Origin of the sequence: Echinicola salinicaeni, assembly GCF_014280965.1 — a bacterium.
Taxonomy (GTDB): Bacteria; Bacteroidota; Bacteroidia; order Cytophagales; family Cyclobacteriaceae; genus Echinicola; species Echinicola salinicaeni.
In genome coordinates this window covers 85,305-98,809 of the sequence record NZ_JACODZ010000007.1, presented here as the reverse complement: position 1 = coordinate 98,809, position 13,505 = coordinate 85,305, and the positions used below count along the sequence as shown (strand labels likewise).

The following is a 13,505-nucleotide window of genomic DNA, read 5'->3' as shown; positions in this document are numbered from 1 at the left end:
TATAAAGTTAAAATTTAGAATATATGTCATCGACTGCAATTGAAATCAACTCCAAGAGAGGAACATGGGGTGGTGGAAATGAGCCTTTGAAGGCCAGCTATGGAAAGCTCATGATGTGGTTTTTCCTACTTTCCGACATCTTTACTTTTGCCGCTTTCCTGATTACTTATGGTGCAATTAGGGTAAGTTATCCGGCGTTTTCTGGTCATGTTAAGGAATTTACTCCGTCTAATGAGTATTGGCCGGTTCCTGAAATGATTTTTGATGCTGTGCCTTTTTTGCATGGTGTTCATGCGCCATTGGTATTCGTAGGTGTCATGACTTTTATTCTGATCATGTCTTCTGTAACCATGGTATTGGCAGTAGAAGCTGGACATAGAAATGATAAGGACGATGTGGTGAAGTGGTTGCTTTGGACTGTTGTTGGTGGTGCTACTTTCTTGAGCTGTCAGGCTTGGGAGTGGAGTCACTTTATTCACGGTACTGATGCAGGTACTATAATGACCTATGTGAATTCATTCGGACAAACTGTAACAGAGACTGTGTTTGGAGCAAACCTTCATGTCAATGAATATGGGCCAGCGCCATTTGCTCAATTGTTCTTCTTTATTACTGGTTTCCACGGTTTCCACGTAACAATTGGTGTGGTATTGCTTTTCTTGGCATTTTACCAAGCAGCAGTAGGTGTATATGAAAGAAGAGGTCATTATGAAATGGTTGAAAAAATTGGTCTTTACTGGCACTTTGTAGATTTAGTTTGGGTATTTGTATTTACCTTTTACTACCTTGTCTAACCTCTAAAAATATTTATTAGCTATGTCATCACTTGAAAATAAAACTACCTTAGAGGTTCTTCCTCGTAATAAGGAAAAGATTAGAAAGATTTGGAAGACTGCATTGATCTTATTGATTATTACAGCAGTTGAATTCCTTTTGGCCTTTACCATGGAAAGAGGGATGTTGTTATTTGCAATATTCGTAGGCTTAACCATTGTAAAAGCTTCTTATATTATGATGGAATTTATGCACTTAAAGGATGAATCAAAAGTTTTGTTTTGGTCCATCATGCTGCCTTTGATTTTCTTGGTTTGGTTGCTTATAGCACTTTCCAAAGAAGGCGCTGAAATCTTTTTGATGAGATGGTAATCCAGAAATAATTTGATGAAAATAAAAGTAGGTTGGAGGGAATGCTTCCAACCTACTTTTTTGTTTGTAGTGGAGATATGAAAGTTGTTAGATTATTACAAGGAATGGTACTTGTCTGTATTTTGATGGTACCTGTACTGATTATATTGTTTCTCCGTAATTTCGGGGAAAATGAATATGAGATTCCAGTATTGTATGAAAATGGAATTCAAGATCCGTTCGGAGATTGCGAACTTGATTCTGCTGGCCAACATTATATTCCTGAATTTGAATTTGTGTCCCAAGATTCCAGCAGGATAGGTAAATCTGAAATGGAGGGTAAAGTGACCATTGTTGATTTTTTCTTTACCAGTTGCCCTAGTATATGCCCTGTGATGTCATTGGAAATGGAAAGGGTTCAGGATGCTTTTAGAAATGAAGAACAAGTACAGCTTTATTCGATCAGTATAGATCCTGAATATGATACTCCAGAAGTTTTAAAAGAGTACAGTGAATTACACGGTGCTACAAAGGGAAAATGGTTCTTTTTGAACGGCCCTAAAGAGGAGGTTTATGATTTGGCCAGGTGTGGATTTGTTTTGCCTACCATAGATGGAGAAGGCGTACCAGAAAACTTTACACATAGTGACAAGTTGGCCCTGATTGATGGAGAAGGAAGGATACGAGGTTATTATAGCGGAACCAACAGAGAAGAAGTAGATTTATTGATTTTAGAGACAAAAATATTGTTACATGGAAAGCAATAATTTAGGAAATCCTGCTGACAAGGGGATGTATAGATTGATTACCATTGTTTCGGTTTTGATTCCGGTAGTGGTGGCTGTTTTATTGTTTATGCCAGCAAAGTTGGATTTGGCAAGTGAGTGGGTTTATTTCCTGCCTCATCTTAATGCGGTGATCAATTTCTCAGCCAGTTTGGCCTTGATTGCAGGATTGATATTTATTAAAAATAAAATGATTCCCTATCATCGAGCCAGCATGACCATAGCATTTGGCTTAGGGGCAATTTTCCTGGTATCCTATGTGATTTATCATGCTTCCGCAGAAAGCACCAGTTTTGGAGGTGAAGGCATTATTAGAACAGTATATTTTATAATACTGATTAGCCATATTATTTTGGCAGCAGTGGCTTTATTTCCTATACTTTTGGCTTACTATTATGGAATCAAGGGTATGGTTGAAAAGCATAAAAAGATAGTAAGGTATGCGTATCCTATTTGGCTTTATGTAACCATTAGTGGTGTCATAGTTTATTGGATGATCAGTCCATATTATAACCATTAAACTAAAAAGGGATTGTAGACGTTTGAATATTATGTTACGCTTATTACAAAAAGTTTATTTTAGTTTCCTTTTGGTAGTTTTACCTCAAGTGTATGGTTGGGCCCAGTGTGCCATGTGCCGTGCCTCAGTAGAAAATAATGTATCCAATGGCGATACCACTGTGGGAGCCAGTTTGAATATGGGGATTCTTTACCTATTTGTGGCCCCTTATTTGCTTGCTGGTATTATTGGCTTTCTGTGGTACAGGAATTCAAAAAAAAGAAAAAGACAAGCTATATAAAGAAATTTGAAGTACATAAATAAAAAAGCAAAGTTTGAAAATCAACTTTGCTTTTTTACTTTTAGCCTACTGTGAAATAAATTATGCTCAAAAAAAGAAGGCTCATATTAATTTTTGCGATCATCTCAATGGCGATCGTGCTGGCCATTAATTTTTTTTCCAGTCCTTTACATCCAGAAAAAAGGGCCATTCAAAAGATAGAAGAAAAAATTCAGACGATAGCCAATGAGTTTGATGATGATTTTATTCAGCTTTTGATGAATAATAGACCTGAAAAGCAGATTTCCTTTAGCACCCTCAACTTCCCTTCCCAACATCCTTTTTATATGTATAGTGAGGATGGCAAGCTATTATATTGGTCCAATATCACCATGATTCCTGAATTTGATGTTTTTAAGACGGGGGTTAACTATAAGCCTTATCAGTTGATAGATAATCAAAAGGGGACCTATTTTAGCCGTGTCAGGCGTGTGATCAGGAACAATAAGGTTTATTGGATGGCTCAGGTCTATTCATTGAATGATAAGGTAGAAATAGACAATGAGTATTTGCATTCTGGTTTTAACCAAGAAATCTTCGGGAATGACCGATTTATTCTGGCTTCGGATCCGATGTCAGGATATGAGAGTATTAAAGCAGATGATGGTACTTTTTATTTTTCTATTTCACTGAGAAGTGGGTATAAGGCCGTAGGCAGTAAGTCAAATACGGCATTGATCCTGTTTTTCTTTTCATTAACTGGATTAGTGTTTATTCTAGGGGGAGATTTTGTGATGAGACTTTGGAGGAGGGGGAATAAAAAGGTAGCTCTATTTTATACTATCTCTATTCTAGGGAGCGTCAGGGGAATTATGCTAGTATTTAATTTTCCCCAGGATTATTTTGACCTGGCACTCTTCGATCCATATTATTACGCATCATCCTCATTGAATCCTAGTTTGGGAGATTTATTATTAAATGTAATCGCTGTAATTATAGTATTGGGAATGCTGATAAGTTTATTGGGGAGAAGGCAGGTTATATTAGGCTTTGCTAAGATCCGACAAAAGAAGGCTCCTTGGATTTATTATTTGCTGGCCTATTTCCTTTCCACGGTGTTTTTATTTTTGTTTTTTCTGCTTTTTACTAATATTTCAAATAATTCCCAGTGGACACTGAGTATTCTTGATATTCCTACACTTGATTATCTGAAGGGAATAAGCATACTTATTTTGTTTTTTGGTGGCGCAGCTTATTTGTTGTTTACTTTGATGTCCATTCATTTGGTCTTTTATAAGAGTAGGTGGCAAAAGGCGTATGCACTGAGAATCCTATTATTGTTTTCTATTCCGTTTCTGATTGTAGCAGGATATTTTGATTTTATCTATTTGGTGGTATACATCGCTCACCTGATTCTCTTGGTAGCGATTATTACTTTTGAATTATATGATAATGTTTTCAAGCTTCAGCTGAATACCTTTTTGACTTTTTTCTTTGGTTGTTTGATGGGGGCTGTGATTACAGGGGCCGCTTCCTATCAGGACTTTAGAAAACGGGAGATTTTGTCAAAAATTAAATTGGCCAATCAAGTTTTGTTGAAGAATGATGTTATGGCTGAATTCCTGCTAAGCGATGTGATAGATAGGGTGGAAGAAGACCTTTTTATCAAGAATAGGATGTTGGATCCGCTTGGCTCAAAATCTCCCATCATTCAGAAGATTGAAAAGATTTATTTGCCTAATTATTTTGATCAGTATAATCTCAATGTAATGATTTTTAATCCTAAGGGAGAAGATATACTGAACCGTGGTAATGAAAAGAAATTGGATGATTATCGCTATCAGTTTATGAACAGTGATTATGCGACCAGTGTGAGGGAATTATTTTTTGTGAAGGGAAATGAAGGGATTGAAGGAAATCGATTCTACGCCTTTGTAGGCATGTACAAGGAAGATTTGTTTTTAGGGACTATAGTGATGGAGTTGGTTCAGGAAAGAGTACAGTCTACCAGTGTATTTCCTAAGTTGCTTTTGGATAAAAAGTACGCAGAAGATATTTATGATCGTAATTTTGATTATGCTGTATTCTCCGATGAAATTTTGCAATACAGTGTAGGGGTTTTCAATTTTCGGGATCCAGAGGTGGCCAATTTATTGGATAATGAAAACCTATATACCACTGGTGTGTTTAAAAATCAGTACCATCACTATGCTGTTAGGATACAATCCAGGACCATTCTGATTTCAAGTCCTATATATCCTTATAATTATGTGTTGGCAGACGTATCCTTTTTCTTTGTCTGCTATATTGGTCTCACGCTACTTTTTATTGCTTTATATGTGTTGTTTTCTGGGTTGGGTAAAATGCAATTTAACTATGCTACCAAAATCCAGTTTTACCTGAACTTTGCTTTTTTTGTTCCTATGCTGATCATAAGTGCGGTCTCGATTGGTTTGCTCAGTGATTCCTATATGGAAGATCTTCACAGGCAATATTTTGATAAGGCTGGTATTATCAGAGATTACCTGGCCAAGTATTTGGAACAGGAAGTGCAAGGGACCATGGATAGGGATGACTTTCTTACAGAGGTACATAATTTATCCAGTACAACAGCCTCTGATATCAATATTTACTTGCCAAATGGTAAGTTAATGGTGACCAGTCAACCGAATATTTTCGAGAAAAAGGTGCTTACAGAATACCTTAACCCAATGGCCTATGCAGAGGTGATAGAAGCTCAGAATAATAGGGTGATCTTGGATGAGAAAGTTGGAGGGCTAGACTATAAAACCGTTTATTTGGCATTGAGAGATATTAAACGTCAAGAGGTTCTGGGAATCATAGCCATACCATTTTTTGAATCAGAGGATGATTTGAATGTGCTGATTGTGGATGTATTCAGTACTATTATTAATATTTTTGTGGTCATCTTTATTATCTTTTTGGTGGTGTCCTTCTTTGCCTCCAAAAAATTGACTGATCCGTTTAAGTTGCTTACCCAAAAGCTGAAAGCAACCAATCTTGAGGATAATGAGCCTATGTATTGGCCTATTAAAGATGAAATTGGGCTTTTGGTCAATGAATATAATAATATGCTTTTCAAGTTGGAGGCAAGTAAAAAGGTGTTGGCATCCAATGAAAAGGAATCTGCTTGGAGAGAAATGGCCAAACAGGTTGCGCATGAGATCAAGAATCCTTTAACCCCCATGAAACTGACACTGCAACATCTCTTAAGGTTACAGGAAGAGGGAAGGATAGATGATCCTAAAAAGCTTCGCAAGCCTGTAAATAACCTTATCAATCAAGTAGATACTTTGAGTGATATCGCCTCTTCTTTTTCTACTTTTGCCAAGATGCCTTTACCTAAAAATGAAAGAATGGATTTCCAATTAGTTGTATTCCATGCTGTAGAACTTTTTAAAAATCACGAGAGCGCCAAGGTGGTCCTAAGAAACAAGGCTAAAAAGAGGTTGCCAATTATGGGGGATGATAAACTTTTTGGGCGGGTAATTTCCAATTTGATCATTAACGGAATACAATCAGTAGAAGAAAATGAATTGGCTTTTATTGAGGTGATACTGACTGTAAATGAAGGATGGGTTAATCTCGAGGTAAAAGATAATGGTCGTGGAATTCCAGAAGATTTAACGGATAAAATATTTATTCCTAACTTCAGTACGAAAAGCGAAGGATCAGGATTGGGCTTAGCCATAGCCAAAAGGGGAGTAGAAACAGCCGGAGGTAAAATTTGGTTTGAATCCGAATTAGGGAAGGGAACCTCTTTCTACTTAACTTTTCCCTTGTTGGATGGATCCAAGAACTGATGCGTCAGGATTACTTAAGGAATGAAATATTGTGCGGAAAATATATACATGGTCTGCAAACTGTGCGGCCTGTGGATGATACTTTTTGGTCTCAGCAGGCCTGCTTTTGCACAAGAAAAAAAATGTAGGTGGCAAGCAGTAGAGCAAGGACAGGACAGCCTTTATTTTCAATTGGACTCCCTTTCTGCGCTTAATAGTAGCATTGAGGTATTCAATGCTAAGGGAGAAAAGTATCCTTTTACTTATGATATTAATTCAGGCTTTATTCTCATTAATAATGCTGGAGGAAGCTTACCTGATTCCCTAAAACTTTGTTATCAGACCTTTCCGGTCAGCTTTCATCAACAATATGCCAATAGGACCTTGGAAGCGGATTATGATTCCATGGCCTATTTTAAATCCAAGGAGAAAGAAATTATCGATTCTTTTGATTTTCGGGAAGAGATTTTTTCATCCAGTAAGCTAAATAAATCCGGGAACCTCACGAGGGGAATATCATTTGGGAATGCCCAAAATGTCTTTGTTAATTCTTCCCTAAACCTTCAGATGGATGGACAGCTTACGGATGATTTATTTATTAGGGCAAGCATTACTGATCAGAATGTCCCTTTCCAACCACAAGGAAATACCCAGCAAATTCAGGATTTTGATAATGTCTTGGTGGAACTGTACAATGATAAAATGAGCCTCCGGGCAGGAGATGTAGTGTTTCAGCAACGGCAGTCCTCCTTTTTGAGGTATTATAAAAATGTACAGGGCTTACAATTCACCACCGACTATGAAGTTAACGAAAAATGGAAGGCATCCACTCAACTGGGTGCATCCATAGCTAAAGGAAAGTTTTCCTCGGTAATCATTGAGGTGCAGGAAGGAACCTTGGGGCCATATAGGGTCCCTGGTCCCGAAAATGAACGTTATGTGATAATAATGGCCAATTCAGAAAAGGTTTTTCTGGATGGAAAACAATTGAAAAGGGGCTTCAATCAAGACTATATTATTGATTATAATCAGGGACAGATCACTTTTACCACGAATGTATTGATCACCCAATATTCTCGGGTAAGGATAGATTATGAATATGCTGAGCGAAATTTTAGCAGGTCAATACTTACTGCGAACCATATACAGAAGAGCGATAAGGCCAGCTTTTATGTCAACTATTATAAAGAACAGGATAATAGAAGCCGTCCTTTGTTTAATGAACTGAGTGATGTCGATAAGCGATTATTGGCGGATGTTGGTGATGAAATTGAGGAGGCAATAGTGCCAAGGGTGGACAGTGTGGCATTTGATTCAAATAGGATATTATATCGTAGGGTAAGCAGTTCTGATCTCCAAGGTAGCTTGATTATCTATTATGAATACTCCAATAATAAGGAGGAAGCCCACTATAGTGTTACATTTACTGAGGTAGGAGAGGGGAATGGAAACTACCGCCGAAGGGAACAATTGGCCAATGGATTTGTATATGAATATATAGCTCCTATAGATGGTATAAAGCAGGGTAATTATTCCTTGTATTCGCAACTTCCTGCGCCGAACAAAAAGCAAATGATAACGGCAGGTGGAGATGTGAAGCTTGGGGAGTATGAGAAGGTATATGGGGAAGTAGCATTATCCAATCAGGACCAAAACTTGTTTTCTGAATTGGATAAGGAGGATAATAATGGTTATGCCATGAAATCAGGCTTGGTATCAGCCGGAAGGAAAATTGGCTGGCTGGAAGGTTATCAGTTTAAGGCTGCCACAGAGCTGGAGTATAATTCTATAGATTTTGATTTTATAGACCGATTGAGGTATATAGAGTTTGACCGAGATTGGGGACTGGTCAATCAGGAATCAGAAAAACCTGACAGTGAAAAATTACTTATGGCGACAGTAGGAGTGGTGAAAGATGCCGCGAATGAATTGACCTATCAAGTTAATTACAGAAAGCGAGGTGCTCAGCTGGAAGGAACTCAGCAAAGGGCAAAATATTATCAGCAGTTAGGAGAACGGTTTTTTACAGCACAAAACCTATTCCTCTTGAACAGTAAAATGCCGAGCAGACAATCTACTTGGCACAGGTATGATGCCGAACTGTTTTACCGTTCCAAGGTATTGGTGCCGGGATATCAGTTCAAAGTCGACAGGAATAAGGTGTTGGATACAGAAAAGGATTCAGTCATCAGTACAGCAATGAATTTCCTTTCTCACCATTTTTATGTGAAGTCAAATGATACCTTGAATTATAGTTTTTTTGCGGATTTAACTTGGCGAGAGGATAGGTTGCCTGTTAATGGCCGGATATTACCGGATACTAAAGCCTTTACTACCAACTATGGGCTCAAAAAAGCCTTTGGCCAACATGACATAAAAGGTACTTTTACTTATAGAAAATTGAGGCACTTGAGAGAACAAATGCTTGAAGAAAGTACCGTGATGGGGAGGTTGGATTATTATAGTGCATTATTTGATAATAACCTTAGAAATGAATTGAGCTATGCCATTGGAAATGGAAGGGAGCTAAAGCGGGAGTTTGTGTATTTGCCTGTTCCCACTGGGGAGGGAACCCATACCTGGCGTGATGATAATGAGGATGGAATTCAACAGCTAAACGAGTTTTATTTGGCGATCAATCCTGAAGAAAAGAACTATATCAAGGTTTTTACTCCGACGGATGAGTATATTCAAGCCTACACCACCTTGTTTAATTATAGACTTAATGCCCGTTTCCCTGATCAGTGGAGGAAAGAGAAAGGCTTAAAGCAGGTATTGTTTAAATTCTCCAATACCACTAGCTGGAATGTGGAAAAGAAGATTAACGCTGGGGAATTTTGGAAAAGGGTAAGTCCTTTTATTGCAGGGATTCCCGATGAGGATTTGGTGTCCTTGAGACAGGTTTTTAGGTCGACCTTGTTTTTTAATCGTAGTTCATCTGTTTTTGGTTTTGATCTTGGTACCATAAAGAGCCAGCATAAGCAATTGCTGACAGGTGGTTTTGAGGGAACTGAGCAGTTGGATTGGAGGATGAATACAAGAGTAAATTTCAAGAAGGATTTAAACCTAAGATTGGTTTTTAATGAAGGACAAAGAAATGCGGCATCTGATTACCTTGAGAATAGAAATTACCAGGTTGACCAATTCGCCTTTGGCCCTGAGCTGACTTGGCAGCCTTCCACCATATTCCGGACCTCTCTGAATTATCGCTATACGGACAAACGTAATGAGCAGAATGATGAATTTGATGAAAGGGCAGCTTTACATGAATTGGCTGCTAAAGTCAGGTATGCAAAGGCCATCAAGACTACAGTGAATGCGTTGGTGAAATATACCCAAATTGACTATAATGGTGTTGCCAACTCACCAGTAGGTTATGAAATGTTGGAGGCATTGACAGTGGGCAGCAATGTCAGCTGGAGTATTAATTGGATCCAAAAGATTGGAGAAGGTCTTCAGCTAAACATGAGTTATGAAGGAAGGGATTCTGAAGGTTTAAACAGGTTGGTGCATACAGGCAGGATGCAGATTTCTGCCTTGTTTTAACTCTTTCAAATGGCTATTCTTCTATAATCTTAAAGGATAAGATTTCGACTTTTTCTACCAGCATCTGATCGTTATCTGCTAGCTGTTGGATTTTTCTCACTACTTTCATTCCGTTTATTACTTTGCCAAAGGCAGCAAAGCCTTGACCATCAGGATTTCTTTTTCCGCCAAAATCCAATGCTGGCTGGCTCCCAATACATATAAAAAACTCAGAACTGGCCGTTCCCGGTTCTGCTCTTGCCATGGATAATGTGCCGTTTTTATGTAATAAGCCTGTTTCTTTAGTAGTCTCATGAACAATAGGCTTATAGGGAGATTGATCTGCTTCTAGCCCTAAACCACCTTGGATTACCTCAATTTTCACTTTGCTGTTAGCTTGGTTGTCCATACGCACGGTTCTATAAAAACTGGCTCCCTTAAACTTATTGTTTTTGATGTATTTCAGAAAGTTAGCACTTGTGATGGGGGCTTGCTCCGGATATAATTCAAAAGTGATATTCCCTTTGGTTGTTTTTAACTCAATAATTGGGGTTTGGGCACTTGCTGAATATATCCATAAAAAAGAGAAAAATAACGAAAATAAATAAGTCTGCTTGATCATGATGGTTTTAAGATTTTAAGAATAAAGTATAGAAGCAATTAAATGTTTCCCTCTTTTAGATGAATTGAAATGAAGAGTTAGGCCTATTAGAGTCATAAGGCAGAACTTTACTATGACCTTAAAGTTACAGAGATGAAATGTATTCCTTTCATAGCCTCTATTAAAATAGTTGCTGTTTTTTGAAACAGCTTTAGTGGAGCTTAATTATGAAAAATTTAGATAAAGATGGTTATTGATGATGAAATATTTTAATTTTATATAATACTTCACCTGCAAGGATGTGAGTTGAAAAATGATAATCTTATTTAGTCTATAAAACCCTATATCTAATTAGAACCTATGAAAAAGTTATTACTGTTATTTGTCGCACTTAGCTTAGGATTTGCCTGCTCCAGTCCTAAGGAGAAAAGTGAGCGCCAGGAGACTGCTGTTGAACCAGCCAAAATCCCTGTTCATGCGTGGTTGGGAGGTTATAATGATAAGCCAGAAGAAGAAATCAAAGCCAAGTTTACTGAATTTAAGGAACATGGAATTGATGCCTTAATGTATAACGGTGGTCATGATCCTGCCAGTTATGAAAAAGTCGGTAAGATTGCCAAGGAAGTAGGTCTAGGCTTTCATGCCTGGATTCCAACCATGGTACAGCACAAAACTGATGAGATCGATGCGGATTGGTATGCGGTAAATGGATTGGGTGAATCAGCCCTTGAAAAGCCTGCTTATGTGCCGCACTATACTTTCTTGTGTCCAAGCAAGGAAGGAACTTATAATTTCTTGGAAAACATGTACAGCAAAGTGGCTCAAGTAAAAGAGGTGGATGCGATACATTTGGATTATATCCGTTTTCCCGATGTGATCCTCGCACGTGGACTTTGGGATAAATATGGTTTGACTATGGATAGAGAATATCCTCAGTTTGACTATTGTTATTGTGATGAGTGTACTGGTGACTTTAAAGAAAAAACGGGTATTGATATCAAAGCTGCTGAAGATCCGTCTCAAGTGGAAGAGTGGAAGCAATTCAGGTATGATTTGATTACCAGTATTGTAAACAGATTGTCTGATATGGTGCATGGACATGGCAAGGAAATTAATGCGGCAGTGTTTCCAGGGCCTTCCAATGCCATGAAAATGGTTCGTCAGGAGTGGAATACATGGAATTTGGATGCTGTATTCCCTATGAATTATAATGATTTTTACCTGGAAGGGACAGATTGGATTGGATCTATTACCAAAGAAGAAGTGGATGCTGTTGAGGGGAAGTTTCCAGTTTACAGCGGATTGTTTATCTGTCCTAATCCTGAGAAAAAAGCAGAGATTGAAGATCCAGAAGGTCATGGTTTGATTCCAAGTGAAATGGGAGCTGCTATTCGAAACTCTATCGCCAGTGGAGCAAGGGGTGTTTGTTTGTTTACTCCGGGTCGAATGACTGATGAGCATTGGGTTGAGTTTGAAAAAGCCATCAAGCTAAAAAAGTAAAATACTAGGGTGTTTTCCCATGAAAAGAGGTCCTTTGATTTAATCAAAGGACCTCTTTTGATTAAATACCTAATCTCCCTGGGTAAGCAGGCATAAGCTGTCCTCTAGTGCTTCCACAGAATGGATGATTTCAACTGGGATATCCGTTTCTTCATATTGTTTAAGAGCGATTGTTTTGTTATTTTCTATATAATTAACTGCTCCTTCTAATACAAAGAGCTTGGAAGCCTTATGTGTTTTATGGGCTTTGAGGACCATTCCTTTTTTAAAGGCAATGGCCAATACCCTGAATGAAGTGTTTTGGTGAAGCGCCTGTGCAATGGGGTGGCTGCTACTTTCTAGTTTGGCTTTAATAGAAGGTATTATCATGGTTATCGATTAAAGTAATGTGTGATAATAATTTACGAAAAATAAAGCAGACAATTGAATGGAGCGGAATAATTATGTAAGGGGAGTCACTGGTCTCTTATTTGGTTATATGAGCTTAGGTAAGGCCGGTTTGTTTGTAGTACGTGATCAGGTTATTTCAATGGTGGCCGTTTTACAAAGATACCTGAGATAAACCCTGCAAAAAACACCATGAGATTCTTTTAAAAAAATGTAACTTTGTGAACGATGAATAGTTGTTATACTAACTATTGAAAAATCAATTAAATTAAAAAGTACCATATTATGCCCCAAAGCATTTTAGTGACAGGAGGAACCAAAGGTATTGGCAGAGAGATTATTAAACGATTTGCCCGAGAAGGTTTTGATATTTTTACCTGTTCCAGACACCAAAAGGATCTCGATCAGCTGCAAGAGGAGATTAAACAGGAATTCCCAGATATTAACCTGTATACTAAGCAAGCAGATCTTTCCATTAAAGGGGAGGTCTTATCATTGGCCGCTGCAGTGAAGGAAAAGTTTATTCCAGAGGTATTGATCAATAATACAGGGGTGTTTTTGCCCGGGGCCATCCATGATGAACCTGATGGTAATTTTGAATTGATGATGCAGACCAATTTGTATAGCGCCTATTACCTAGTCAGGGAATTCACTGGTGCTATGATAGAAAGAAAATTGGGTCATATTTTCTCTATGGGGTCCATTGCTGGATTGACAGCCTATGCCAATGGAGGGAGTTATGCCATATCTAAATGGGCCATGCTTGGGATGACCAAGTGCCTGCGACAGGAGTTACTTCCCCATGGGATCAAGGTGACATCGGTAATGCCAGGAGCCACCTTTACTGCCAGTTGGGAGGGAGTGGATATTCCTGAAGAAAGATTTATGAAAGCCAGTGATGTGGCCGAGTCAGTTTGGTCGGCGTATAACCTTTCGCCCCAATCTGTTGTTGAAGAGATAGTGATCAGACCTCAACTTGGGGATCTGTAAATATAGGAAA

General features: G+C 38.3%; 12 protein-coding genes. 10 read left to right on the top strand and 2 right to left on the bottom strand.

What is annotated here, in order from left to right:
* Positions 1 to 23 precede the first annotated feature (23 nt).
* From H7U17_RS14575 to H7U17_RS14545, 7 genes are all read left to right on the top strand, one after another.
* Positions 24 to 794, top strand: a complete 771-nt coding sequence (locus tag H7U17_RS14575; RefSeq protein ID WP_186757487.1) for a cytochrome c oxidase subunit 3 — start codon at positions 24 to 26, stop codon at positions 792 to 794.
* A 22-nt stretch (positions 795 to 816) separates the two neighbouring features.
* The gene (locus H7U17_RS14570) at positions 817 to 1,146 is read left to right on the top strand and encodes a cytochrome C oxidase subunit IV family protein (RefSeq protein WP_186757486.1); all 330 of its coding nucleotides are present in this window, start codon (positions 817 to 819) and stop codon (positions 1,144 to 1,146) included.
* A gap of 77 nt (positions 1,147 to 1,223) precedes the next feature.
* Positions 1,224 to 1,892: an SCO family protein gene (locus H7U17_RS14565; protein ID WP_186757485.1), complete on the top strand. Its 669-nt coding sequence runs from the start codon at positions 1,224 to 1,226 to the stop codon at positions 1,890 to 1,892.
* Positions 1,879 to 2,430, top strand: coding sequence for a DUF420 domain-containing protein (locus H7U17_RS14560; RefSeq protein WP_186757484.1), 552 nt, complete (start codon positions 1,879 to 1,881; stop codon positions 2,428 to 2,430). The genes H7U17_RS14565 and H7U17_RS14560 overlap by 14 nt, the downstream gene beginning before the upstream one ends.
* A gap of 31 nt (positions 2,431 to 2,461) precedes the next feature.
* On the top strand, positions 2,462 to 2,710 hold the full coding sequence (locus H7U17_RS14555) for a hypothetical protein (RefSeq protein WP_186757483.1): 249 nt from the start codon (positions 2,462 to 2,464) through the stop codon (positions 2,708 to 2,710).
* Positions 2,711 to 2,793: 83 nt separating this feature from the next.
* A complete protein-coding gene (locus tag H7U17_RS14550) occupies positions 2,794 to 6,513 on the top strand; it encodes an ATP-binding protein (RefSeq protein WP_186757482.1) in 3,720 nt (1,239 codons plus the stop codon).
* Between the two features lie 21 nt (positions 6,514 to 6,534).
* Positions 6,535 to 10,038 (top strand): hypothetical protein, encoded by a 3,504-nt coding sequence (locus H7U17_RS14545; protein WP_230981431.1) that lies wholly within the window; start codon positions 6,535 to 6,537, stop codon positions 10,036 to 10,038.
* A 13-nt stretch (positions 10,039 to 10,051) separates the two neighbouring features.
* On the opposite strand, the gene H7U17_RS14540 is transcribed toward H7U17_RS14545, so the two are convergent.
* Positions 10,052 to 10,639, bottom strand: coding sequence for a peptidylprolyl isomerase (locus H7U17_RS14540; RefSeq protein WP_186757481.1), 588 nt, complete (start codon positions 10,637 to 10,639; stop codon positions 10,052 to 10,054).
* Between the two features lie 339 nt (positions 10,640 to 10,978).
* Between H7U17_RS14540 and H7U17_RS14535 the strand changes: the two genes are divergently transcribed.
* Positions 10,979 to 12,118, top strand: coding sequence for a glycoside hydrolase family 10 protein (locus tag H7U17_RS14535; protein ID WP_186757480.1), 1,140 nt, complete (start codon positions 10,979 to 10,981; stop codon positions 12,116 to 12,118).
* A gap of 69 nt (positions 12,119 to 12,187) precedes the next feature.
* On the opposite strand, the gene H7U17_RS14530 is transcribed toward H7U17_RS14535, so the two are convergent.
* Positions 12,188 to 12,487, bottom strand: coding sequence for a cupin domain-containing protein (locus tag H7U17_RS14530; RefSeq protein ID WP_186757479.1), 300 nt, complete (start codon positions 12,485 to 12,487; stop codon positions 12,188 to 12,190).
* A gap of 58 nt (positions 12,488 to 12,545) precedes the next feature.
* Between H7U17_RS14530 and H7U17_RS20725 the strand changes: the two genes are divergently transcribed.
* Together H7U17_RS20725 and H7U17_RS14525 are read left to right on the top strand one after the other, a co-directional pair.
* The gene (locus H7U17_RS20725; protein WP_262891702.1) at positions 12,546 to 12,680 is read left to right on the top strand and encodes a hypothetical protein; all 135 of its coding nucleotides are present in this window, start codon (positions 12,546 to 12,548) and stop codon (positions 12,678 to 12,680) included.
* Positions 12,681 to 12,790: 110 nt separating this feature from the next.
* Positions 12,791 to 13,495, top strand: a complete 705-nt coding sequence (locus H7U17_RS14525) for an SDR family oxidoreductase (protein WP_186757478.1) — start codon at positions 12,791 to 12,793, stop codon at positions 13,493 to 13,495.
* Positions 13,496 to 13,505: the final 10 nt, after the last annotated feature.